19 protein-coding genes are annotated in these 22,127 nt (G+C 63.5%); 13 read left to right on the top strand and 6 right to left on the bottom strand.

Annotated elements, in window-relative coordinates:
• Positions 1 to 70: 70 nt before the first annotated feature.
• Genes BGO80_RS00455 through BGO80_RS00440 form a run of 4 tightly spaced genes read left to right on the top strand, consistent with a single transcriptional unit; the run spans position 71 to position 2,371 of the window.
• On the top strand, positions 71 to 793 hold the full coding sequence (locus BGO80_RS00455) for a vWA domain-containing protein (protein WP_286718008.1): 723 nt from the start codon (positions 71 to 73) through the stop codon (positions 791 to 793).
• Positions 790 to 1,518 carry a DnaJ domain-containing protein gene (locus BGO80_RS00450; protein ID WP_286718006.1) on the top strand — a complete coding sequence of 243 codons (729 nt, stop codon included), beginning with the start codon at positions 790 to 792 and terminating at the stop codon, positions 1,516 to 1,518. The genes BGO80_RS00455 and BGO80_RS00450 overlap by 4 nt, the downstream gene beginning before the upstream one ends.
• Positions 1,519 to 2,004, top strand: coding sequence for a transcription elongation factor GreA (gene greA / locus BGO80_RS00445; RefSeq protein WP_286718004.1), 486 nt, complete (start codon positions 1,519 to 1,521; stop codon positions 2,002 to 2,004). It abuts the gene before it with no gap.
• Entirely contained in the window at positions 1,997 to 2,371 is a 375-nt protein-coding gene (locus BGO80_RS00440) for a GFA family protein (RefSeq protein WP_286719580.1), read from the top strand. The genes greA and BGO80_RS00440 overlap by 8 nt, the downstream gene beginning before the upstream one ends.
• Before the next feature lie 139 nt (positions 2,372 to 2,510).
• Here the strand turns inward: BGO80_RS00440 and BGO80_RS00435 are convergent, their stop codons facing one another.
• Positions 2,511 to 2,879, bottom strand: coding sequence for a hypothetical protein (locus tag BGO80_RS00435; RefSeq protein ID WP_286718003.1), 369 nt, complete (start codon positions 2,877 to 2,879; stop codon positions 2,511 to 2,513).
• A 142-nt stretch (positions 2,880 to 3,021) separates the two neighbouring features.
• On the opposite strand from BGO80_RS00435, the gene BGO80_RS00430 reads away from it, so the two are divergent.
• Positions 3,022 to 3,516, top strand: coding sequence for a hypothetical protein (locus BGO80_RS00430; protein ID WP_126152328.1), 495 nt, complete (start codon positions 3,022 to 3,024; stop codon positions 3,514 to 3,516).
• A gap of 39 nt (positions 3,517 to 3,555) precedes the next feature.
• Here the strand turns inward: BGO80_RS00430 and BGO80_RS00425 are convergent, their stop codons facing one another.
• The 4 genes from BGO80_RS00425 to BGO80_RS00410 all read right to left on the bottom strand — a co-directional run bounded on the left by BGO80_RS00425 (position 3,556) and on the right by BGO80_RS00410 (position 9,407).
• Entirely contained in the window at positions 3,556 to 4,404 is an 849-nt protein-coding gene (locus BGO80_RS00425; RefSeq protein WP_286717999.1) for an SMP-30/gluconolactonase/LRE family protein, read from the bottom strand.
• Positions 4,405 to 4,524: 120 nt separating this feature from the next.
• A complete protein-coding gene (locus tag BGO80_RS00420; RefSeq protein WP_286717997.1) occupies positions 4,525 to 5,031 on the bottom strand; it encodes an AAA family ATPase in 507 nt (168 codons plus the stop codon).
• A 92-nt stretch (positions 5,032 to 5,123) separates the two neighbouring features.
• Positions 5,124 to 6,233, bottom strand: coding sequence for a CehA/McbA family metallohydrolase (locus BGO80_RS00415; protein WP_286717995.1), 1,110 nt, complete (start codon positions 6,231 to 6,233; stop codon positions 5,124 to 5,126).
• Between the two features lie 87 nt (positions 6,234 to 6,320).
• Positions 6,321 to 9,407, bottom strand: coding sequence for an alpha-mannosidase (locus tag BGO80_RS00410; RefSeq protein WP_286717993.1), 3,087 nt, complete (start codon positions 9,405 to 9,407; stop codon positions 6,321 to 6,323).
• Positions 9,408 to 9,641: 234 nt separating this feature from the next.
• On the opposite strand from BGO80_RS00410, the gene BGO80_RS00405 reads away from it, so the two are divergent.
• The gene (locus tag BGO80_RS00405; protein WP_502686533.1) at positions 9,642 to 10,676 is read left to right on the top strand and encodes a LacI family DNA-binding transcriptional regulator; all 1,035 of its coding nucleotides are present in this window, start codon (positions 9,642 to 9,644) and stop codon (positions 10,674 to 10,676) included.
• On the opposite strand, the gene BGO80_RS00400 is transcribed toward BGO80_RS00405, so the two are convergent.
• On the bottom strand, positions 10,673 to 11,764 hold the full coding sequence (locus tag BGO80_RS00400; RefSeq protein ID WP_286717988.1) for an ROK family transcriptional regulator: 1,092 nt from the start codon (positions 11,762 to 11,764) through the stop codon (positions 10,673 to 10,675). The genes BGO80_RS00405 and BGO80_RS00400 overlap by 4 nt on opposite strands.
• Positions 11,765 to 12,144: 380 nt before the next feature.
• Here BGO80_RS00400 and BGO80_RS00395 point away from each other — a divergent pair, with 380 nt between their 5' ends.
• From BGO80_RS00395 to BGO80_RS00365, 7 genes are all read left to right on the top strand, one after another.
• Positions 12,145 to 14,049, top strand: coding sequence for an ABC transporter substrate-binding protein (locus BGO80_RS00395; protein WP_286717985.1), 1,905 nt, complete (start codon positions 12,145 to 12,147; stop codon positions 14,047 to 14,049).
• Positions 14,050 to 14,211: 162 nt separating this feature from the next.
• Complete coding sequence (locus tag BGO80_RS00390) at positions 14,212 to 15,198, top strand: ABC transporter permease (protein WP_126152127.1); 987 nt, start codon at positions 14,212 to 14,214, stop codon at positions 15,196 to 15,198.
• 10 nt (positions 15,199 to 15,208) lie between these two features.
• The gene (locus BGO80_RS00385; RefSeq protein ID WP_286717981.1) at positions 15,209 to 16,339 is read left to right on the top strand and encodes an ABC transporter permease subunit; all 1,131 of its coding nucleotides are present in this window, start codon (positions 15,209 to 15,211) and stop codon (positions 16,337 to 16,339) included.
• Between the two features lie 4 nt (positions 16,340 to 16,343).
• Positions 16,344 to 17,381, top strand: coding sequence for an ABC transporter ATP-binding protein (locus BGO80_RS00380; protein WP_126152129.1), 1,038 nt, complete (start codon positions 16,344 to 16,346; stop codon positions 17,379 to 17,381).
• Complete coding sequence (locus BGO80_RS00375; protein ID WP_126152130.1) at positions 17,374 to 18,426, top strand: ABC transporter ATP-binding protein; 1,053 nt, start codon at positions 17,374 to 17,376, stop codon at positions 18,424 to 18,426. The genes BGO80_RS00380 and BGO80_RS00375 overlap by 8 nt, the downstream gene beginning before the upstream one ends.
• A complete protein-coding gene (locus tag BGO80_RS00370; RefSeq protein ID WP_286717973.1) occupies positions 18,423 to 19,652 on the top strand; it encodes an HAD family hydrolase in 1,230 nt (409 codons plus the stop codon). Before BGO80_RS00375 ends, BGO80_RS00370 begins: the two co-directional genes overlap by 4 nt.
• Positions 19,653 to 19,676: 24 nt before the next feature.
• Entirely contained in the window at positions 19,677 to 22,127 is a 2,451-nt protein-coding gene (locus tag BGO80_RS00365; protein ID WP_286717971.1) for a hypothetical protein, read from the top strand.

The raw sequence follows: 22,127 nt of genomic DNA, 5'->3' as shown, positions 1-22,127 counted from the left end.
GTTTCGACACTGGCAAGCAGAATTTCGTGCATCCCTTGCCGGGGCGGCGCGGGGGCCACATATTCGAGCCATGAGTGAAAAGAATCCAACCGCGCGGCGCGATGGCGTCGTGCCGCGACAGGGCGAAATCCGGGACGAAGTGGCCGCTTTCGTCGAGAAAGTGGGCAAGCTGGCGCGCCCCAATGCCGCCGAGGACGGGCGGCTGTTGTTTGCCATGGATGCGACGATGAGCCGGCAACCCACCTGGGACCTGGCAATCTCGCTGCAGGCGGGCATGTTCGAGGCCATTCCCAAGGATGCGGCGCTGCAGGTGCAGTTGCTGTATTTTCGCGGGCTGGGGGAATGCCGCGCCTCGAAATGGGTGCGCGACGCCTCGGCGCTGGCCAAGCTGATGAGCTCGATTTCCTGCCAGGGCGGCAATACCCAGATCGGCAAGGTGTTTTCCCACGCCCGGGACGAACACAAGACCAGGCGGATCAACGCGGTGGTATTCGTCGGCGATGCCATCGAGGAAGATGTCGATGCGCTCTGCGCCAAGGCGGGCGAATTGGGGCTGCTCGGCTTGCCGGTTTTCGTGTTCCAGGAAGGACGTGACGCGCGGGTGGAAGCGGCGTTCCGCGAATTCGCGCGGCTGACCAAGGGCGCCTATGCCCGGTTCGACAATTCGGCGCCGGGCCAGCTGGCGGCGCTGCTCAAGGCAGTTGCGGCCTATGCCAGCGGTGGCAAGGCGCATCTCCGCTTGCAGAGCGGTGGCGAGGCGCGGGCGCTCTTGGCGCAGATCGAGGGCAGATGACCTGGATTTTGGTGATCGGGTTTGGTGTGCTGGCGACGCTCTGGCTCTACCAGGCCATGCGCGGCATGGATCGGCGCGTGCTGGTGCGCAGCCTGCGCTGGGTGGTGGGCGGCGTTGCCGCCTTGCTGGCGGTTGCGGCACTGTTTCTGCGCCGGTTCGACCTGGCGCTTTTCGTGGGTGCGGCAGCGGCTTCAATCTTGCTGCGCGGGCGGCTGGGGCGGTTTTCCTTCGATAGTGTCTCCGGTGGCGGCGGCAATATTTCCAAGGTGCGCAGCCGCTATCTGGCCATGGAGCTGGACCATGACACCGGCGCGCTGTCCGGGCGGATCGTGGACGGGACCTTTGCAGGCTGGGATCTGCTGGATCTGGGGGAAGCGGAGACGCGCACCCTGATTGCCGAGATTGCCGATGATGCGGAAAGCATCAATCTGCTGGAAAGCTGGCTCGATACCAATCGGGCGGGCTGGCGCGAATATTTCGCCGAGCAGGATACGGGCGGGGGCCGGCAGGGTGCTGCTGGCCATGCGGGAGGCGGTAGCGCTGATCCGGTGGCCGAGGCATATGCGGTGCTGGGGCTGAAGCCCGGGGCCGATGCCGAGGCCATCAAGGCAGCGCATCGCGAGCTGATGAAGGGCGTGCATCCCGATCGGGGTGGCTCGGAATTTCTGGCCGCAAAAATCAACCAGGCACGCGACCTGCTGCTGGAGCGGATGGGCAAGGACTAGATGAGTGTAGCCTTTACCAAGGAAGACAGCGCCGAGACCGCCTCGGAAACCATGCTGCCGGAGCGGCCGGTGCCGGAAGGGCCGAACCTCGTCACCGAGGCAGGCCGTCTTGAGCTGGAGCGGCAGTTGGAGGCGGCGCGGGCGGCTTACGAGGTGGCCATGGCCATCGAGGATGTCAATGAACGGCGCCGGCAGGCGGCCAATCCGTTCCGGGATGTGCGCTATTTTGCCGAGCGGCTGCGCACCGCCCAACTGGTGCCGCCGCCCGAACGGGCCGATGTCGTGGCCTTTGGCAGCAGCGTCACCTTCGAGCGCGCGGATGGGCGGGTGCAGAGCTATCGTATTGTCGGCGAGGACGAGGCCGATCCCAAGGTGGGGACGATCTCGTTTGCTTCGCCCATGGCGCGGGCGCTGATGGGCAAAAGGGTTGGTGACGTGGCCACAGCCGGGGCTGCCGGCGAGGTCGAGGTGCTTGGAATTGCGTGAGGCGGCGGGCGGATGCCTTTGCGGCGCAGTACGGGTTGTGGCCCGCGGCACGCCATTGCGCGTCGGCATCTGCCATTGCCTCGATTGCCGCAAGCATCATGGCGCGCTGTTCTATGCGGCGGCGATTTTTGCTGAGGGGCAGGTGGAGGTATCGGGCGAGACCGGTGTGTTCCAGGGTCGGCATTTCTGCAGGTTCTGCGGGTCATCGGTGTTTGCACGCAGCGGCGACGAGGTGGAGGTGCATCTGGGCACGTTCGATGCGCCGGATCAGTTCGTGCCGGAATATGAAGTGTGGGCAGTGCGGCGGGAGGCGATGCTGCCGGAGTTTGCCGGGGTCAGGCGGTATTTGCACGATCGGGAGGAGTAGGGAGGGAGCTGTCGCACCTTGGTTTGCATGCACCAAGGCAGCACCCACCCGGCCTCCCCCTGAAGGAGGGGGAGGAGAAGCTTGGTGTTTCGGGCGAGGTTTTGCCAAGGACCACGGGTCGTCGGGCTTGGCGATCGCGTCACCGTGCGGGTTTGTTTTCCAGGTCGGGGCCGGCGAGGAAGGGCATGAGGTCGACGGTGTCACCGGGGAAGACGGAGAAGTGGGGATGGTCGCGGAAGAGGTCGGCGGCGGCCTCGATGGTTTCGGCTTCGACCACCACATAGCCGCAGAAATCGTTGCTGGCGGGGGCGATGCCGGCTTTGGAGACGCGCAACGTCTTGCCGACCATGCCGCCGCGATTGACCAGCGCCTGGGCGTTGCGCTGCTCCCATGCCTCCCATTTGGGCAAGCCCTCGGCGTCTATGGCGTCCTGTTCGGCCTTGGAACGCGCGTAGAAGCCGGCGAGGCTTTCAGGCTTCATCGTATAGACGGCAAGAAAATAGGCCATGGCATCACTCCTCCGATTGGCTGAGGCTAGCAGGCATCTGCCTGAGCGGAAATGGTCACCATTGCGTCAGGCGGGAAGGACGGAAAGGGAATTTTAGGGCTTTTGGCGTGGGGTGCGGGGCTGAGTTTTATCGGATTTTTCCATGCGCATCGCCCTCGCCGCCGCCTTCTGCCTTGCCCTGATCGCCCCTGCCACTGCCGAGCAATGGCGCTATGAGGGCGGGGCGACGCCCATTGCCTGGTTCGACAATGGCGCGGCGCAGTTTCAGTTCGCCTGTCGCGGCGGCTCGCTGACCATGGGGTTCTGGGTGCGCAAACCGGATGCGCGGCTGGCTGGGGCCAGCGCCATCAGCGTTGCCATCACCCCTGACGCGGCGGCGGGCAGCGCGGTGTCGCAAGCGGGCAATACCAGCTTTGCCCAGGACATGCCGATGGTGCATCTCGATGGCAGTTCGGTGATCGTGCGCGGGCCGGTGGCGCGGCAGTGGGCACGCATTGCCCAGCAGGCGCGCGACACGATCGGCGTGGCCTTTGTCCGCGTCAAAAGCGGCGGCGGGGTCGAAGGTATCGACGCCAATATATTTGGGGCCAAGGGCTCGAAGACGATGATCGGACGGGTTTTGGGGGAATGCGGCTGAGGCGGGAGGTGGCCACGGCCGGAGCCGTGGCCGGGAGGCTTACTCGATTTCGAGCTTGACCACCTGGTTCTGCATCATCAGCGGCACATAGATGGCGGTACCATCGGTGCCGATATCGGCAGTGCCCATGCCCAGTTCGGCCAGGGTGGTCTGGGTGCCGTCGGCGGCGATCGAAATGATCTTGCCGCCGAAGAAGTCGCTGACCACCAGGGCCTCGCCGACGCGGACGATGCCGTCGAGGAAGCCGACCTTTTCAGCCATGGGCGTGATCGCCTTGCTGGCGATATCGACGGAGACGAGGCCGCCAGGGACCATGTCCTCCTGCTTTTCGGCCAGTTGGCCGAAGCCGGCGACCACGAGCGCGCCCTGGTCGAAGAGGATGCCATTGGGGCTGCCGAGAGCAGCATCTTCGAGGAAGAGCGCGGCAGCGCCGTCGGCCACGCGATAGATGCGGTTGGCAAAGGTATCGGTGACATAGACGGCGCCATCGTCGCCCGCAGTCACGTCATTGAGGAAGGTGGCGCCGTCAACGGCGATGGTTTCGACCGCGCCGCTGGCGAGATCGACGACGCGGATATTGGAGATGTCGGCAACATAGAGCTTGCCGCCGGCAATGGCCGAGCCCTTGGGCGCGTCCAGACCCTCGACCCAATTGGCATCGATCATGGTGCCATCGAGCGCGATGGTGGAGAGCGAACCCTTGCCATCGGCTTCGGTGGCCTCGCCGATAATATTGGAGACGATCAGGCGCTGATTGGCCTCATCATAGACCACCGATTCCGGGGTGGACAGGCCATCGGTGCGCCAGGCCTCGGCAGCCATGGCCGAAAGGCTCATCGGGGCCAGCAGCAGACAGGCCACAGATGTGGCGCTCAACAGGTTTCGCATTGCAGTTCTCCTCCGTAACTCTCCCGATGCTATCGGCCAAGGCGGTTTTTTCAAGGCTGATCGGAAGATAGGTAGGCCATTGCGCGCACGGAATGTGCAGGAACCGAGCGATTTGTGGGGTCAGCGGCAGCTGGCGAGGATGTCGTCGACCACGATATCCAGCGGGCGGGTAGCGTCGATGGCGATGGCGTTGGCGGGCAAATCCACACGGCTGGCGTGGAGTTCGGCCACCAGGGCCCGCTCGGCGGGGTCGGAGCCCCATTCGTCGTGGCGGGCCGCCAGGCGCGCCTCAATGGTGGGCCAATCGGCTTCGAGCACGAAAATCGCGTCGAACAGATGGGCGAAATGCTGGCGATTGCGCGAGGCGCCGCAGAAGAAGGTCACTGGCCGCGTGCGGTCGGCGATGATGGTTTTTACCCGCGCGACATCCCAGATGTGATGGGCGTTGATGAAGGCGGGGTCGGTTGAGCGACGGTCCGGCGGCAGCGGCGCGCCTGTCTCGGGGTCGCCCTGAAAGGCCAGGACGCGATCGCCATGGATGACATGAAAACCACGCGCTTCGAGGGCGGTGGCGACGGAGGTCTTGCCGGACCCGGAAATGCCTTCGATGAGGTAGGTGCGGGGCATGCGGGGACCTCCGGGCGGTGTTCCGGCGACGGTGAGGGGCGCCATCATGCCCGGATGAGGTGCTTTGTCCAGTGACGGTGCCGGGCGTCGCGTCAGAACGTCGGATCGAAATTGAAATAGATCGGGTTGGAGAGGGCGACCATGTTCTGGCTCAGGGCCATGGAATTGGGCACTTCGGGATAGGGTGCCTGGGGGCCTTCGATCTCGACGCGGTAGTAGCTGCGGTCGGTGGGCGACGGGGTATCGGTGAAGCGGGCAGTGCGGGTGGTGGCGTCGGTCAGCAGGGTGGCGAAATCGCTGCGGTTCTTGATGACGCGGACGCGGTAATTGGCGCCGGGAATGCCGCCGTCGGAGAGACACACCTCGAAGGTCACGGGGGCGCCGGTGGGAATGGCGTTATCGCCCATCATCATCTCGAACCGGCCGTCGCCATCCCTGTCGGCGCGGAGTTCGACGCGGGGATTATAGGGGTTGGCGCTGATCGAGGCACGGCCGTGTTCAAGGGCCGCAAGGATGGCGGGCTTGCTGCGGTCGGTGGCGAATATCCAGGTGGTGGGGGTGCCGACATAATTGCCGGTGCCTTCGATGGTGAGGGGCGTGGTCAGGGCCGGATCGTCGGGAATGCCGTGGTGGGAATCGCTGCCGCCGCGGGCGCCGATCATTCGGCCGGAAAGCAGCTGATCGTCCCAGATGCGGACGCTGGGAATGTTCTTGGGCCAGATGCTGGTGTTCCAGATTTCGACGCTGTCGGCGAGATCGAACGAAAACCCATAATGGTTCTTGTGGTGCGGATGGTTGGCCGACCAGTGGATGCCGAGTTCCTGCTTGAGTTTGAGAAGATCCCAGTCCCGCGCGTTTCGGGCGTCAAAAATACGCTGGTGATCGTAGGGCTCGGCCGAGAGAATGTTGACGTGGCCGCGGGGGGCGGTGAGTTCGGCGCCGTAGAAGAGAAGGACGGTCTCGGACGTGTATTCGGGATCGGCCCAGGTGTTCTGGGCGACGGCGCCTTGGACGTGAACGTCATGGTCGGTGATGGCGAGATAGTCGAAGCCGAGCTTTTCGGCGAAGGCGATGATGCGAGATTGAGGGTTGTTGGAGCTGTCCGTCGAGTGGCGGCAGTGCATGTGCCAATCGCCCTTCAGCCAGACGCCGTTCTCGACGCCGTGGAGCGGGGGGAGGGTGCTGGGGAGAGGTGGGATCATGGCGGGGCTCGTGGGGGTTGGGGAGAGCCCCACTTAGTCTCCCCCGGGAGGGGGAGGGATGGATCGGGGCTCAGGTTGGGCGGGCGTCTAGCCCAAGGCGATGGTTTTGATTTCGAAGGGTTTGAAGGTCAGGTCGATGGTATTTGCGCTATCGGCCAGAAGGGTCGTGTCCGTCTCGTAGAGATCGGTTTCGCTGATCCTTGTGGCGTTGGGCAGGGTCAGGGTCACCGTGCCGGCCTGGTTCTGGGTTTCCCAAAGGCGAAGGACCGTGCGCTTGCCGTCGTCGCTTTGCTTGACGGTTTCGATGGCGATCTGGTCGCTTGAGAGGGTGGCGAGGGCGGTGAGACTTGGCGCGGTCGTGGCAGCGCCGGCAAGGAGACGGAGCGGCTGGTTGAAGGCGGTGGCGGCATTGTGGACGGCTTGCAGGTCGCCGGCGTGGACGAGGAGCGCGTAGCGCAGGCGATGTTCGCCCTGGTCGGCTTCGGGCCAGGGGAAGATCGGGGATTTGACCAGTGTCAGGCGCAGGGTCGAGCCCTTGGCATCGTAGCCATATTTGCAGTCGTTGAGAGCGGCGACGCCGAAGCCGGCCTCGCTGAGATCGACCCAGCGGTGCATCGAAGTTTCGAAGCGCGCCTTGTCCCAGGACGTATTGGCGTGGGTCGGGCGGGTCAGGTGGCCGAACTGGGTTTCGGCGCGGCTGACATCGGTGCGGATGGCGAGCGGGAAGCCGGTCTTGAGGAGCGTCTGGTGCTCTTGCCAATCGATCATGGTGTCGAATTCGAGCTGGGGCGCGTTGGCGGCGAGGGAGATCACCTGGACGATGCGGGAGTTCTCATAGGTCCATTCGAAGCGGATGGCAGCGCGCCAGGGGCCGGTTTCGACCACTTCGGCCGAGACCAGGGTGTCGACGGGCCAGGACTGGTCTTCGACATAGTCGTCGATGTCCCAGGCGTCGAAATCGATCGGGATGTCGCGATGCGCGACGAAGGCATTTCCGAGCTTGCCGGGCTCAAGGGCCTCACGGTTGCGCGCCTTGTCGAAGAGCGATGTCAGCTGGCCGCGCGCGTTGAAACTGGCGCGGAGGGCGGCGTTTTCCAGGTGGGTGGTGGAGACGGAGAGCGTTGTCTCAGGCGCGGATGCCGTCGCCTCGGCGAAGGTCAGGGCGGTTGCGGAAAGTGGGGCAAAGCCCATGGAAGGCGCGACCGCTTCAGTGCTGCTATCGGCGCGGGTGATGGTTTGGGACGGAATGGTCTGGCCGGAAACGGTGATCGCGGTGGTGCCCGCAGGTAGGGTCAACAGATCGGTGCGGGTCAGGCTGGTCGAATTGAGGACCGCGTAACTGTCGGTTGTCGCGAGGGGCGCGGCAAGCTGGTCGCGAAGGGCTGCCGCTTCGGCGAAGAAGCCGGCGTAGTCGCGGTCGCTGTCTTCATAGACGAAGCCAATGGACGTGCCCGGCAGGATGTCGTGGAACTGGTTGAGGAGGACCGTCTTCCAGAGGCGCTCCAGCGTGGCCTTGGGGTAGGCGATACCGTGCCTGCTCGCGAGGACGGCCAGAACTTCGAGATCGTGGAGGGTCTGTTCGGCCAGGCGATTGTTGCGTTTGTTCTTGGCCACCGAGGTCAATGTGCCGCGGTGATATTCGAGATAGAGTTCGCCGACCCAGCTCGGGAAGGCTTCTGGCTCACGGTTCATGCGGGTGACAAGGCGCTGGAAATAGGGCGCCATGGGTTCGTGGCGGATCTTTGGGCAGCCTGGAATGCCGCGCTCCATGCGGCGAACATTTTCGAGCATGCCCCGGGTCGGGCCGCCGCCGCCATCGCCATGGCCATAGACGAGGAAAAGTTCGTCGTGGAGGCCCTGTTGGCTGAAGCGTTTCCAAGTGCCCATGACGTGGCTGGGGACAAGATCGGGGCAATAGGTGGTGTTGATCCCATCATATTCGTAGCGCTGGGTGGTGAGGAAATAGGCCGGGACCCTGGTGCCATCCAAACCCTGCCAGAAGAAGATTTCGTGCGGCATGCGGTTGGTGTCGTTCCAGCTCATCTTGTGGGTGATGAAGACGTCTAGGCCGGAGAGAGCCATGAGCTGGGGCAGGGCGGCGGTGTAGCCAAAGGTGTCCGGAAGCCAGACAATCCTGGGCGTCACGCCGAATTTCTCCTGGTGGTATTTGACACCCTTGGTGATGTGGCGGACGAGGCTTTCGCCCGAGGCGATGACGACGTCGGGTTCGAGCCAGAGCGCGCCCTCGATTTCGAACCGGCCGGCTTCAACCTGGGCGCCGATGCGGGTGAACAGCTCGGGATAATCCTCTTCGAGATAATCGAGCAGCACGCCCTGATTATACATGAAGCGGTAGTCGTCATATTCGTCCATCAAGGACAGGGCATTGGCCATGGAACGCGCCATTTTCTGGCGGGTTTCGCGGACGCGCCAGAGCCAGGCAACGTCGATATGGGTGTGGCCGGTGGCGACGATCTCGGGCATGGCATCGGCGTCGGCCTCGGCATAGAGGGCGTCGGCGCGGGTGCGGGCGGCTTCGAGACTTGCGGCAAAGCGCTCGGGATTGCCTGGGCGCAGGTCGATGAGGTCGATTGCTTCGTCGATATGGCGGAGGAGCCGGGCTCGGCGGGCGTCGTCGGGTTTGAGAAGCCGGGCGACGTCTAGCGGGACCTTGAGGTCATAGTAGACGATTTCGGCGAGGCGATCGAGGGTGACTATTTCGACGGCAAAGCCGAGCTGGCGGCGGTTTTCGATGGTGCCGGCCTCGATGAGGATGTCGATCGTTTCGCCGCCCGCGGCCTTAGAGGTGATGCGGAATTCGCGGTGATTGCCGTCGCCGCCGCTCGCAATTCTGCCGTTGATTCGTACGAGGAGCTGGGGATCGCTGCGGCCCATGACCGAGCCAAATTGAGCTTCGACGCGACCGAAGACGGGCTTTCCGGCGAGCTCGTGCGGCAGGGTGACGGCGCCTCCGAACCAAAAATAGCCATCGGGCTCGCCCCAGACGAGATTCTGGTCGACATCAATCCAGCCGCTGCGGTCTTCGAGCGCAGCGCGATCGCGTTCGCCATTTCCAGCCTGCCGGTATCTGAGCGGCACGACAATGCCGGTGCGCAGGAAGATGCGCTCGCGGAGCACGGAGAGCAGGCGGTCGAGCTTGGCAATGCGGGGCATATCTTGTCACTTCGAGGCGTGTGAGAGGCTGATTGAGGGCAGGCCATAGTGATTCAGCTGGTGGACGAGGCAAGGCCTGGGCTGAACAAAAAAGAAGCGATGGCCCGATGATTGACCCAAACCGGCATGGCAAGGGTATAAGGGGCGCGCCGGACACTGGCCGGATGCGGACGAAACCGCGTCGGGCGAGGCTGTGCCGGAGCAGCTGGTATGTGAGGATCGATGGCGCGAGGCTTGGGAAAAGTCGGAATCAAGGACGTCGCCGGGGCGGCAGATGTCTCGGTTTCCACGGTCTCTCACGTGCTCAATGGCACGGCGCCGATTTCGGCAGAGGTGCGCGAGCGCGTGCTCAACGCCGCCAATGCCCTGGGCTATCTGGCGCAGCGCCGCACCAAGGCGGCGATCAGCGTGCTGCGCACGGTTCTGTTGGCGGTGCCAACCGACGCGCTGCCGCTCAGCGACAACAATCTCTATTCCTGGAGCCTTCTCAGCGCCTTGACGCGTGAGTGCGAGCGCCGCGCCATCCGCATCGTGCCGTTCGAGGTCGACAAGCCGACATTGAGCGGAAGCGTCATCGTCGAAGCGGCACAGGCCGCCGAGGCCGACGGCATCTTGCTGCTCAATGACGATCGCTCGGAGCTTCTGCGCGAGATTGCCCGCTCGAAAATTCCGGCGGTGCTGATGAACGGCGAAGACCATGAGATGCAGGTCGATAGCGTGACGCCGGGCAATCGCTTTGCCGCCCGCCATGCCACCAACTGGCTGATCGGGCAGGGGCATCGCACCATCCTTCACATGACCTGGGAAGGGCGCTCGACCATAAGGCGGCGCCTGGATGGCTTTCTCGAAGCATTCCGCGTCAATGGCATCCCCGCCAGTCATGCGCGAATCGCCCTGTCGGGCGGGTTTCTGCCGCAGCTCGGCGAGCAGGCGATGCTGGCCTGGCTCGACGCGAATTCCGGACTGGATGGCGTGACGGCGATTTTTTGCGCCGCAGATAATCTGGCGCTGGGGGTGATGGAGGCGCTTACCCGTCGGGGAATCAGCATGCCCGGTGATGTGTCGGTGGTCGGCTTTGACGGCGTGGCCCTGGGCGAATTCACCAATCCGCCGCTGACGACAGTGGCCGTACCGCTCCACCATATGGGCGTATCGGCGCTCAACCTGCTGGAGATGCGGATCGTCAATGCCATGATGTCCCCTCCTGCGCATCGCCTGGAACTGGGGTGTCGCCTGATTGTGCGCAAAAGCGTGCGCAGCCTGCCCTAGGCTTGGTCCGGATGGGCTCCGAACAAAGCCTTGAGCATGTGCTCACGCGACAGCTGCAGGGCACCGAGGAGGCCGGCACGCGGGCCGCTATGGCTGCGCTCGAGCGCAATGTCCCGGGGCCAGGCCTCGGCAATGCGCCGGCTTACGCGTTCGATCAGCTCGATGCGCGATCCGACGCTGCCGCCGAGCACGACACGATCCGGATCGATCAGCGCCATGATCGCGAGGATGGCGCGCACCACATGGTCGGCGGTGGTGTCGAGCGTTTCCGTTGCCACCTGGCTGCCCTGGCAGGCGGCCTCGAAGATTTCACGGACCGAATGCTCCGTCGGGCCACCGGCGGCGACATAGGCGCGCCTGATGCCGGCTTCTCCGACCCGGTCTTCCATGATGGAACCGTGCTGGTCTGCGGTCCAGATCGGCAGATAGCCGACTTCGCCAGCCCCGCCATGGGCGCCGCGCAGGAGTTTGCCATTGACGACAAGCGCCCCGCCAATACCTGTGCCCAGCGCGACGAAAGCGACATTGTCTCGCCGTTCGATGTCGCTGTGCACCAACTCACCCAGAAGGGCCAGGTTCACGTCGTTGTCGATCAGGACATCGATGTCGAGCGCCGCCCGCAGGGCATCGGCAAAGTGCCCCTCCTGCAGGCCGGGGAGGTTGTCGGCAAAGCTAAGGGCTGCATGGGTGGGGTGGACCGCAGCCGGCACACCAACCGCCAGCGCACGCACGCGATAGCGCGGGACCTGCGCGTTCTCGCAGAGCGTATCGATCAGACGGCATACCTGATCGACCAGGTCGGCCAGGCCGCCCCGGGAGGTCGGTTCGTTGATTTCGGCCAGGATGGTGCCGCGCATATCGGCGACAGCCCCGGCAATCTTGGTGCCGCCAATGTCGAGGCCGACCGTGAGCGCCGCATCGGATCTGATGCTGTAGCGTCTCTCCGAGCGACCGGGTGCGCCACCCAGGGCGCCTTCGACCTCAACGAAGCCGTTTTCCTCGAGCTCGGCCAGCAATTCGGAGACGGCGAGGCGAGACAGGCCGACGCGCTGCGCCAGGAGCGCGCGCTGGGCTGGTCCATCGACCAAAAGGGCTTCGGACAGCAGGCGTAAGTAACCAGCTTGTGAATTTTTTCGTGCAGAAAGCGGAAGTCGGCGCGGAGGGCGCGACGCCGCAACATTTTGATTTTCCATCAAATCCCCTCCCAACGGTCGTTCGGCCCCTCTCGATTTGCCGCAAAATGCGTCGCAAGACAATCTCAAAGTGAAATTTTTTTCATCTTGATTGATCGGGTTGGCGATGCATAGTGTAGAAACATGCAGGCTATAAACGGCAGGTTACATGACGTTTCTGCAGGCAGGAAAAGCTATCCGGGGTTTGCGCGGCATCGTTAGTGAAAATATTTTAATAACGTAGGGCGTGAATTCGACCGCTTGGAAGGAGGTTCCGAGCAATGGGAGGGAAGAACATGACTTTGAAGAAGTGGCTCAATCGCGCAGCGATAGTGGCATTGTCCGCTACGGCGATGACGAGCGCGGCCTGGGCGTTCCAGGAATCGCCCATGCTGACCGAGATGGTCGAGGCCGGCAGCCTGCCGCCTGTCGAAGAACGGCTCCCGGCCAACCCGACGGTGATCAATGCGATCGAAGTTGGTCAATATGGCGGCACCTGGCGTCGCGCCTATAGCGGTCCGGGCGACCGCTGGGGTCCGACCAAGCTCATGGAAGAGCGCGTTCTCAAGTGGGCCGCTGGTCCCGATGGCACGGCGGAGCTGACCCCAGGTTATATCGAAAGCTATTCGGTCAACGACAATTCCACCGAATTCACCTTTACCCTGCTCGATGGCCTCAAATGGTCCGATGGCGCCCCGGTGACCACCGAGGATGTGCGCTTCTGGTACGAGGACGTGTTCCTCAATCCCAAGATCATCGGCACGATCGATCCGACCTTTTCTCCCGGTGGCGTGCCGATGGAAATCGAGATCAAGGACGAACGCACCTTCACGGCCAAGTTCGCCCAGCCCTATGTGTATTTCCTGCAGATCCTGGCCAAGGATTCCACCGGCGAACCCAGCCTGGATCGCGCCAGCTTCGTCTTCCCCAAGCACTATCTCAGCCAGTTCAACGACAAATATGCCAGCGAGGCCGACCTGGCCGCGGCTGCAGCCAAGTTCGGCGTGGCCAGCTGGACCGATCTCTGGGGCTCCAAGGGTGCGGTCACAGCCTGGTGGGCCAATCCCGAACTGCCCGTGCTGACCGCCTGGAAGATCGAGACCCCGGCACCGGCAGAGAACGTCACCATGGTCCGCAACCCCTATTACTGGGCCGTCGACCAGGAGGGCAATCAGCTGCCCTATATCGACCGCATCAATCATCGGCTCTACCAGGATCCGCAGAGCCTGGCGCTGATGGTGGCGCAGGGCCAGATCGACGCCCAGGACCGCGGCATGTCGCAGCCCTTCGACTTCTACAAGGACAATGAAGAGCGCGGCGATTACCGCATCGTGCCCTGGCTGGGGTCGGGCGTCTGGTCGCTCATTCCCAACCTCAACACGACCGACGAAGTGCTGCATGCGCTTTATGCGGACGAACGCGTGCGCCAGGCGCTCTCGGTTGGTCTCGATCGTGAACTGATCATCGAGCTCACCCAGTCCGGGCTGGCCAAGCCGATCCAGGCGGCCCCGGTCAGCGGCTCTCCCTATTACCAGGAAGACCTGCAGAACCACTGGACCGAATACGATCCCGACCTGGCCGATCAACTGCTCGACGAAGCGGGCCTGGCCGAACGCGATGCCGAAGGCTTCCGCCTGCGTCCCGACGGCAAGCGGTTCACCATTGTCGTGCAGGGCGGCGACGCGATCCTTGCCAAGCAGCTCGAGCTGATCGCCGAAAGCTATTCCGAGATCGGCATCGAAATCCTGCCGCGCGTCATGGATCGTACCCAGTTCGATACCAACCGCACGAACAACGACTTCGACATGCAGTATCTGGTGTTCGACCGCCTCACCTATGTGCCGGCCGATCCGCGCATCATGATGGGTTCGGAAAGCTACGCCAACCAGTCCTATGTCTGGTACAGCACCGATGGCGCCAGCGGCATCGCGCCGCCGGAAGGCAGCAATTTCCAGAAGATCTACGACCTCTGGGATACCGCATCGAGCGCGGCAACCCTGGAAGATGCCGACGCCGCCATGAACGAGCTGATCCGCACTTTCGTGGAAAGCGGCTATGTCATCGGCGTGCATGGTGAAGGCACTGTGGTGAATGTGGTGTCCAACCGCATGCACAATGTGCAGGCAGACCTGGTCATGGACGATATCTTCCGTGAAGTGGGGCTCTCCCGCACGCAGCAGTACTGGCTCGAACAGAACTGATCACCCGTTCGGGCGCGGTCCTCCCACCGCGCCCGCCACCGGCCCTGCGGGGCCGGTGACCGACGACATCCCGAAGCGCCGGACGCTTCCCTCGGATGATACCGCTCAATATGTGCGCCCGATCCGCGCCCCGTGATCGTCAGGTGCCTCCGGAGACAGGTCATGCTCGCCTTTATTGTTCGGCGGTTGCTTCTGGCGATCCCGATGCTGATCTTCATTTCGTTCATCTCCTTCGTCATCATCCAGCTGCCGCCGGGTGACTATGTCACTGCCTATGTCGCGCAGCTTGCGCAGGGCGGCGAATACATCTCGCAAGCGCAGCAGGAGGCGATGCGCGAGCGCATGGGTCTCAACGACCCGATGATCGTGCAATATTGGCGCTGGATCACGGCGATCGTGTTCCGTGGCGACTTCGGCTATTCGCTCGATTGGAACGCGCCGGTGTCGAGCCTGATCTGGGATCGCCTGGCGATTACGCTGGCGCTCTCGACCGCCAGCCTCGTCATCACTTGGCTGATCGCCATTCCGGTCGGCGTCTATTCCGCCACCCGCCAATATTCGGTGCTCGACTATGTGTTCACCGTGTTCGGCTTCCTCGGCAAAGGCACACCGGACTTCCTCCTGGCGCTGATCCTGATGTGGATCGCCTTTGTCTATATGCAGCTCGATGTCGGGGGCCTGTTTTCGTCGCAATATCAGAATGCGCCCTGGTCCTGGGGCAAGTTCATCGACCTGTTGCAGCATCTGTGGATACCGCTTGTCGTGCTGGGCACGGGCGGCGCGGCCGGCCTTATCCGCGTCATGCGCGCCAATATGCTCGACGAATTGGGCAAGCCCTATGTCGAGACCGCCTATGCACAGGGCCTGTCCGAGCGGCAGGTCGTCTGGGGCTATCCCGTCCGCGTCGCGCTCAACCCCTTCATCTCGACGGTCGGCTGGGCCCTGCCGGCGCTGTTTTCGGGCGATGTCATCACCGCCATCGTCCTCAACCTGCCCACCACCGGGCCGCTGCTGCTGCAGGCGCTCAAGATGCAGGACATGTATCTGGCCGGCAGCTTCATTCTCATCCTCAGCGTCTTCACCGTCATCGGCACGCTGATCTCAGACATTCTCCTGGCGTGGTTCGACCCGCGCATCCGTTACGCGTGAGGTGCGGGTCATGACAGAGCAAACTCTTGCCGCCGAACCGATCAATGCCAAGAAAGAAGACCTCTATTCCGCCAAGCCGTGGCAGCTGGTATGGCGCAGGTTTTCCAAGCATATCCTTGCCGTTATCTCGCTATGGTTTTTGGTGATCCTCGCCCTTTCGGCGATCTTCGCCGAATTCGTGGCACCCTATGATCCATTCAAGGTCGAGCGCCTGCGCACCATGGCGCCACCGACAGGCGTCCACCTCTTCCACGACGGCCAGTTTGTCGGCCCCTTCGTCTATGCGATGGAGCGCAGTCGCGACCCGGATACGACGCGCGTCACCTATCAGCCGGACACGTCCGAGCCCTTGCCGCTTCGCTTCTTCGTGGCCGGCAGCGACTATTCGTTCTTCGGTCTGTTCAAGACCGATATTCACCTGTTTGGCATCGAGGGTGGCCGTCGCGACCAGATCAACCTGCTGGGCACCGACGATCTCGGCCGCGACGTGTTTTCGCGCCTCATTCACGGCGCGCGCGTCTCGTTGTCAGCCGGTCTGGTCGGGGTGGCCTTTGCCTTCGTCCTCGGCCTGACCCTGGGGTCGATCTCGGGCTATTTCGGTGGCTGGATCGATGGCTCGATCCAGCGGCTGATGGAGCTCATCCGCTCCATTCCCACCATCCCGCTGTGGATGGGACTTGCGGCTGCGCTGCCCGTCGTCTGGGACCCGCTCATCGTCTATATCCTCATCACTTTCATTCTGGCGCTGATCGGCTGGACCTATCTTGCCCGTGTGGTGCGAGGCCAGTTCCTGGCGCTCCGCAATGAGGACTATGTGTTGGCCGCGCGGCTCTCCGGCGCCAGCGAATACCGGATCATTACCAAGCATATGCTGCCCTCGATGACGTCCTACATCATCGCGGCGCTGACCCTGGCCGTGCCGGAAATGATCCTGGGGGAGACGGCACTGAGCTTCCTTGGCCTCGGACTGCGCCCGCCGGTGGTCAGCTGGGGCGTGCTGCTGCAGGATGCGCAGAATCTGCGATCGATTTCGCTTGCGCCCTGGCTCCTCGCGCCAGGTGGCGCCGTGGTCCTCACCGTCCTCGCCTTCAATTTCCTTGGCGATGGTCTGCGCGATGCGGCCGATCCCTATGGGCAATAAGACCATGACCAATCAAAATAGTGCTCCGGAACGCCTGCTCGAGCTGGACAATGTGCATGTGCATTTCCCGCTGCGCGAGGGGCTCGTCAAAGCCGTCAACGGCGTCTCCTACCATGTGAACAAGGGCGAGGTTCTCGGCATTGTCGGGGAATCCGGCTCGGGCAAGTCGATTACTGCCCGTGCCATCATGCGCCTGCTGCCCAAGCGGGCGGAGGCGCCGGAGGGGCGCATCAGCTTCCGTCCGCGCAATGGCGAGAGCTATGAACTTTCCGCGCTCGGCCGCAACAGCCGGGCCATGCGCCAGGTGCGCGGCCAGCATATCGGCATGATCTTCCAGGAGCCGATGACCGCGCTGTCGCCGGTGCACACGATCGGCGCCCAGATCATGCGGACTGTCCAGCTGCATATGGGGCTCAGCCGCCAGGCCGCCCGCGCCCGTGCCATCGAGCTTCTGGCCAAGGTGCAGATGCCGCGGCCCAATGAATTGGTCGATGCCTTCCCGCATCAGCTCTCGGGCGGCATGCGGCAGCGGGCGATGATCGCGCTGGCCATTTCCTGCAATCCGAGCCTGCTCATCGCCGACGAACCGACCACCGCTCTCGACGTGACGACGGAAGCGCAGATCCTGGAACTGCTCAAGGAACTGCAGTCCGAATTGGGCATGGCCATCATCTTCATCACCCACAATTTTGGGGTTGTCGCCGATATCGCCGACCGGGTTTCGGTGATGTATCTGGGCAAGATCGTCGAGACCGCTACGGTCGACGACATCTTCTACGCCGCCAAGCACCCCTATACCCAGGCGCTGCTGCGTTCCATTCCGCGGCTCGGCGTCGATCAGGGGCGGCGGCTGCCGACCATTCCGGGCATGGTGCCCGATCCGTTCAGCGTGCCATCCGGCTGCGCCTTCAATCCGCGCTGCAGCCATGCGGTGGCGGGTATATGCGACACGCAGGTGCCGCCCGAGAAAATCTTTGGCTCGCAAATGTCGCGCTGCCACTTTGCCGAACAGTTTGCTGCCCGGGAGGCCGCCCATGTCTGAGCTTCCGGTCCTCGACCATTCCAGCCTACCGGATGACGTTCTCTTCTCGGTTCGCAACCTCAAGAAGTATTTTCCGATCCAGGCCGGCTGGCTCAAGAAACATGTCGGTGACGTCAAGGCGATCGACGACGTCTCCCTCGATATCCGAAAGGGTGAAACGCTTGGTCTCGTCGGCGAAAGCGGCTCGGGCAAATCCACCGTCGCCCGGCTCATGCTGCGTGCCTATGAGCTGACCGATGGCCAGATTCTGTTCCGCCGCGCCAATAATGAGATCGTCGATCTCTCAAAACTCAGCGATCGCGAGATGCGGCCGTTGCGCGCCGAGATGCAGATGATCTTCCAGGATCCCTATTCCTCGCTCAACCCGCGCATGACCCTGCTCGAACTGGTCGGCGAACCCATGGTCATCCATGGCGTCGGCTCGCCGGGCGAAATCAAGGATCGCGTCGCCGAGCTGTTGAAGGTGGTGGGGCTGCGCCCCGAATTCATCAATCGCTATCCCCACGCATTCTCCGGTGGCCAGCGCCAGCGTATCGGCATTGCCCGCGCTCTGGCACTCAATCCCAGCTTCATTGCCGCGGACGAAGCGGTGTCGGCGCTCGACGTGTCGGTTGCGGCGCAGAACATCAATCTGCTGCAGGACCTGCAGGAGCAGTTCGGGCTCACCTACCTGTTCATTACCCACGATCTGGGCATGGTGGAGCACATCTCCGACCGCGTCGGGGTGATGTATCTGGGGCGGTTGATGGAAGTTGCGCCGACCAGGTCGCTGTTTTCGAGGCCGCTCCACCCCTATACCGAAGCCCTTATGGCCGCCGTGCCGCAGCCCGATCCGCGCGGTAACCGTACACGCAAACGCGTGCCACTCAAGGGCGAGATCGCCAACGCGGCCAATCCGCCATCGGGCTGCAATTTTCACCCGCGCTGCCCCTATGCGCAGCCCAAATGCAGTGCGGAAGTGCCGGCGCTGCGTGATGTCGAGGGCGGGCGCCAGGTGCGTTGCCATTTCGCCGAGGAGCTGTCGCTGGTCGGGGCAGTGGCGTGAGCGAAATCGTGTTGCAGGCCGACGCTGATCTGGCGGCGCTCTATGCGCCGCATTTCCGCTTCGACAGCGCCGAACCGTATTTTCCCCATGCATTGGGTTATTCGGTGTTCCGCGGCCCCGGCCGCTCGCCCTCAAGCAGGTTCGAAATCGACCCCGCCGGTGCCCTGACGCTTGAATATGCCGTCTATTACGATTGGGATATCGGCCATCTCTATGATCTCGAGCATGTCTGGGTGCATGTCGATAGCGCCGGACAGGTCATCCGTGTCGAGGCCTCGGCGCATGGCGGTCGGCGGTTCATGGATATCGGCAGCGGCCTTCCCGAAATGGTTGACCGCCATGCGGTCCTCTATGTCGAGGCTGGCAAGCATGCCCATTGGGCGCATCCGCACCATATGAGCGCGGCGGACCGCCAAAAGCTCACCGCGCTTTGCGGTGCGCTGGCGGGTGTCGAGGGGGTTCATTGCGGCAATTTCTTTGCCGAGCGCGGCGCCTATCTCGCGAGCCCGAAGGCCCATCGACTTGCGCGGCTCAAGCTGCAGGGCGACGCCTTCGTGCCTCGGCACAGCTATGAGGAACGGGCAGCACCGCCGCCTCTGCTCCCATGGGCGGAACTCGAATGCATCATTCCCCAGCGCATCACCGAAATCATGGTCGGGCTTGAAACCGCTCAACCGCATTTTGGCGCAATTTTCCTCGATTGCGGCGATACGCTGATCGACGAGAGTACCGAGGTCAAACTGCCGGGCAGCGAGGTCGTCATTCGCGCCGACCTTATTCCTGGCGCCAGGGAAATGATGGATGCGCTCAAGGCTGAAGGTCACATGCTGATCCTTGTCGCCGATGGCCCGCGCCAGACCTTCGTCAACATGCTGACCCATCACGGCCTGTGGGATCATTTTGATGCCCATATCATCTCCGAGGATGTGGGTGTGCACAAACCCGATGCGCGCATGTTCGATGCTGCACTGGCGGCGGCCGGTCTCAGCCGCGAGGACGGCTGGCGCACCGTCATGGTGGGCAATAACCTGTCGCGCGATATCTGCGGCGCCAATGCCCTGGGGATCACCTCGATCTTCATGGCCTGGTCGAACCTGCGGACGCACGCGCCTGCCAATGCCTCAGAGGTGCCCGACTACCGCATCGAGACCCCGGGAGAACTGCCCGGCCTTCTCGAAAGGCTCGAGGGGCTCATCAAGTACCGCGTTCCCTACGCTCACCGTTAACGCCATGCGACCGATAGGCTAAACATGTCCGCGCCCCTGCTTACTCTTTCCCGCGGCGACAGCGTGACCGCCTGGGAGCTTTCGCCCACCACCGCGATCTATTATCCGGGCACGCCCGCACCGGCGCGTGACCCGCAAAACTATCACTATATCAACGGCTTCGTTGATGTCGGGGATCTGCCCTGCCGCGTCGCCACCTGGCGCGATGTCGCCACGCGCACTGTTGCGCTCCAAACCGACTGGCCGGTGGAAAGCCTCAACCTGCCGGGCAGCAATCGCCGGGTCGAGTTCACCCAGTTCCGCTATCGCCCGACGCGGCTGAGCCGCTGGTGCCGAACGCGCATTGCAGCGCCCGAAGATCGCTATTGCTCGTTCCGCCTGACCACCTGCGGGGCTATCCATATCTGGGTCGACGGGGTGCTCGCCGCCCGCTTCGAGCCCTTTACCCGCAACCAGGCGCAGGAAACCGTGGTCCACCTGCCGATCAAGGCGGCGGGCAGCGAGGTCATCGTCCTGAGCGAGGACATGGCCGAGCGGGACACCAATTGGTTCTTCGAGCTCAGCCTTGTCGACCAGGTGCGGCTGGACATTTTCCTGCCCGGCGCCGAGGTCGGCGAACAGGCAGAGGCGCTCAAGGCGCTGGCCGCCCAGGTCCGCTGCCGCGGCGACGTGGTGAGTGAGGATGACGACATTGTGCTGATTTTCGATACGGCGCCCAGCATGGATGTCGAGATCGAGGTCACTGTTGCCAGCACGTCGCATGGCCATGCCAACGCGCTCAATCGCCGTGTAACGCTCAAGGCCGGGGCGACCGAAGTCTTCGTCTGCCATGGCCGCGAGGTGCCGGATGGCTATTACAATGTTCCGCTGATGTTCAGCATCGGTCCGTCGCGGGTGGAGCGGGTGATCGGCTGCGCTGTTCTGCACGCCCTCGTGCCGGGCGATATCCCCGGGGATCTTGCTGGACGCAAGCAGCTGGCGCTCGAGCATGCGGCCCGCCATGGCGAAAATCGCATGGGTACGGTTGTTGCGCTGCTCGAGACCGGGCGGGGCGATGATCCGCGCATCCGGCCGATCCTCGAGGATACGCTGCAATCGATCGAGGAACGGCATGATTGTGCCGACTTTGTCGCCGTGCCTCTGCTGTGGGCCTATCACCGCCACGCGCCAGATTTTCCGCAGGATTTGCGCCGGCGCACAGAAACTGTCCTGCAGGGATTTCGCTATTGGGTGGATGAGCCGGGCAATGACGTGATGTGGTTCTGGAGCGAAAACCATGCGCTCTGCTTCCACGTCTCGCAGCTGCTTGCCGGCCTCGCCTGGCCCGATGCGATATTTTCGGCCTCGGGTCGCAGCGGCCGCCAGCAGGCGGAAGTCGCCCTTGAGCGCTTGGGATTGTGGCTTGATGCCGTCGAGGAGGACGGGCTCGCCGAATGGAATTCCTCGGCATATTACCCCGTCGACTTCATCGGCCTGCTGGCGCTTGCCGAACTGGCGCCCGAAGCCATTTCCGGCCGCGCCAGGGGGCTCTGCGACCGCATCTTCACCATGCTGGCGCTGCATACGCTCAACGCGGTTCCCGCCGGCTCGATAGGCCGTGCCTATGACAAGGAGTTGCGCGCCGGCCCGCTGACCGAGCTTGCCCCGTTTGCCGCAGTGGCCTTCGGCAAGGGCTGGCTGAATAGTGGGGTCGCCTCGCTGCCGCTCTTTGCTGCCGGCAGGTACGAGCCGCCCACCGATCTCTGGCGCCATGCCCAGCCGGCGCGAGGCGAGACCATCTCGGCGCAGTACCGCCAGGGATTTGGACCGGCGGCGCTGCTGACGCTCCACAAGACGGAAGGCATCCAACTCTCCACCAATAGCGGTGCGCGGGCGGGCGGCTATGGGCACCAGCAACACGTCATCGACCTGCGCTTTGCCAGCCACCCCATGGCGCGCAGCTGGATCAACCATCCTGGCGAGGACGATCCCTGGGGCAATCAGCGGCCATCCTACTGGGCCGGCAATGGCAATCTGCCGCGGGTTCTCCAGGACGGCGGCACGGCACTGGTTCTCTATCGTCTGGACGCGGATGCGCGGCTCGACTTCACCCATATCTATGCCGCGCGCAGCGGCGTGGAGCATCATCTTGATGGCGACACGCTGATCCTCAAGGCCGGGCAGGCGCTGGTTGGCTACAAGGCCACGTCGCCGCTGATCCCGGTCACCACTGGGCCCGGTGCAGGCCTCGAATATCGCCAGATCGGCCGACAGCAGGGCTGGGCGGTGATCACGGCCAACGGGCAGGATCTCGATCAGTTCAAGGCGCAGCTTGCGGCGATGCGGCTGGATTTGGGGGATGACGGAACGTGCCTGGTTCTCGGTGGGCCGGGTCGATCGGACCTTCGCCTCAACTGGACACGATCGGCCGAGGAAGAGGCGCGCATCGTTCAGGCGAGCGCCGAGCCATCGATCACCTGGCGCGCCACGCCCTGA

The organism is Devosia sp. 63-57 (genome assembly GCF_001899045.1).
Taxonomy (GTDB): domain Bacteria; phylum Pseudomonadota; class Alphaproteobacteria; order Rhizobiales; family Devosiaceae; genus Devosia; species Devosia equisanguinis.
The sequence above is the reverse complement of the archived record's forward strand: the minus strand, read 5'-3'. Positions and strand labels throughout refer to the sequence as shown.

Excerpts from the sequence above, each read along its gene's own strand:
- BGO80_RS00395 (WP_286717985.1), top strand. The coding sequence starts at position 12,145 with ATGACTTTGAAGAAGTGGCTCAATCGCGCAGCGATAGTGGCATTGTCC.
- BGO80_RS00385 (WP_286717981.1), top strand. The coding sequence starts at position 15,209 with ATGACAGAGCAAACTCTTGCCGCCGAACCGATCAATGCCAAGAAAGAA.
- BGO80_RS00390 (WP_126152127.1), top strand. The coding sequence starts at position 14,212 with ATGCTCGCCTTTATTGTTCGGCGGTTGCTTCTGGCGATCCCGATGCTG.
- BGO80_RS00380 (WP_126152129.1), top strand. The coding sequence starts at position 16,344 with ATGACCAATCAAAATAGTGCTCCGGAACGCCTGCTCGAGCTGGACAAT.
- BGO80_RS00420 (WP_286717997.1), bottom strand. The coding sequence starts at position 5,031 with ATGCCCCGCACCTACCTCATCGAAGGCATTTCCGGGTCCGGCAAGACC.
- BGO80_RS00410 (WP_286717993.1), bottom strand. The coding sequence starts at position 9,407 with ATGCCCCGCATTGCCAAGCTCGACCGCCTGCTCTCCGTGCTCCGCGAG.
- BGO80_RS00430 (WP_126152328.1), top strand. The coding sequence starts at position 3,022 with ATGCGCATCGCCCTCGCCGCCGCCTTCTGCCTTGCCCTGATCGCCCCT.
- BGO80_RS00455 (WP_286718008.1), top strand. The coding sequence starts at position 71 with ATGAGTGAAAAGAATCCAACCGCGCGGCGCGATGGCGTCGTGCCGCGA.
- greA (WP_286718004.1), top strand. The coding sequence starts at position 1,519 with ATGAGTGTAGCCTTTACCAAGGAAGACAGCGCCGAGACCGCCTCGGAA.
- BGO80_RS00425 (WP_286717999.1), bottom strand. The coding sequence starts at position 4,404 with ATGCGAAACCTGTTGAGCGCCACATCTGTGGCCTGTCTGCTGCTGGCC.
- BGO80_RS00450 (WP_286718006.1), top strand. The coding sequence starts at position 790 with ATGACCTGGATTTTGGTGATCGGGTTTGGTGTGCTGGCGACGCTCTGG.
- BGO80_RS00375 (WP_126152130.1), top strand. The coding sequence starts at position 17,374 with ATGTCTGAGCTTCCGGTCCTCGACCATTCCAGCCTACCGGATGACGTT.
- BGO80_RS00435 (WP_286718003.1), bottom strand. The coding sequence starts at position 2,879 with ATGGCCTATTTTCTTGCCGTCTATACGATGAAGCCTGAAAGCCTCGCC.
- BGO80_RS00365 (WP_286717971.1), top strand. The coding sequence starts at position 19,677 with ATGTCCGCGCCCCTGCTTACTCTTTCCCGCGGCGACAGCGTGACCGCC.
- BGO80_RS00415 (WP_286717995.1), bottom strand. The coding sequence starts at position 6,233 with ATGATCCCACCTCTCCCCAGCACCCTCCCCCCGCTCCACGGCGTCGAG.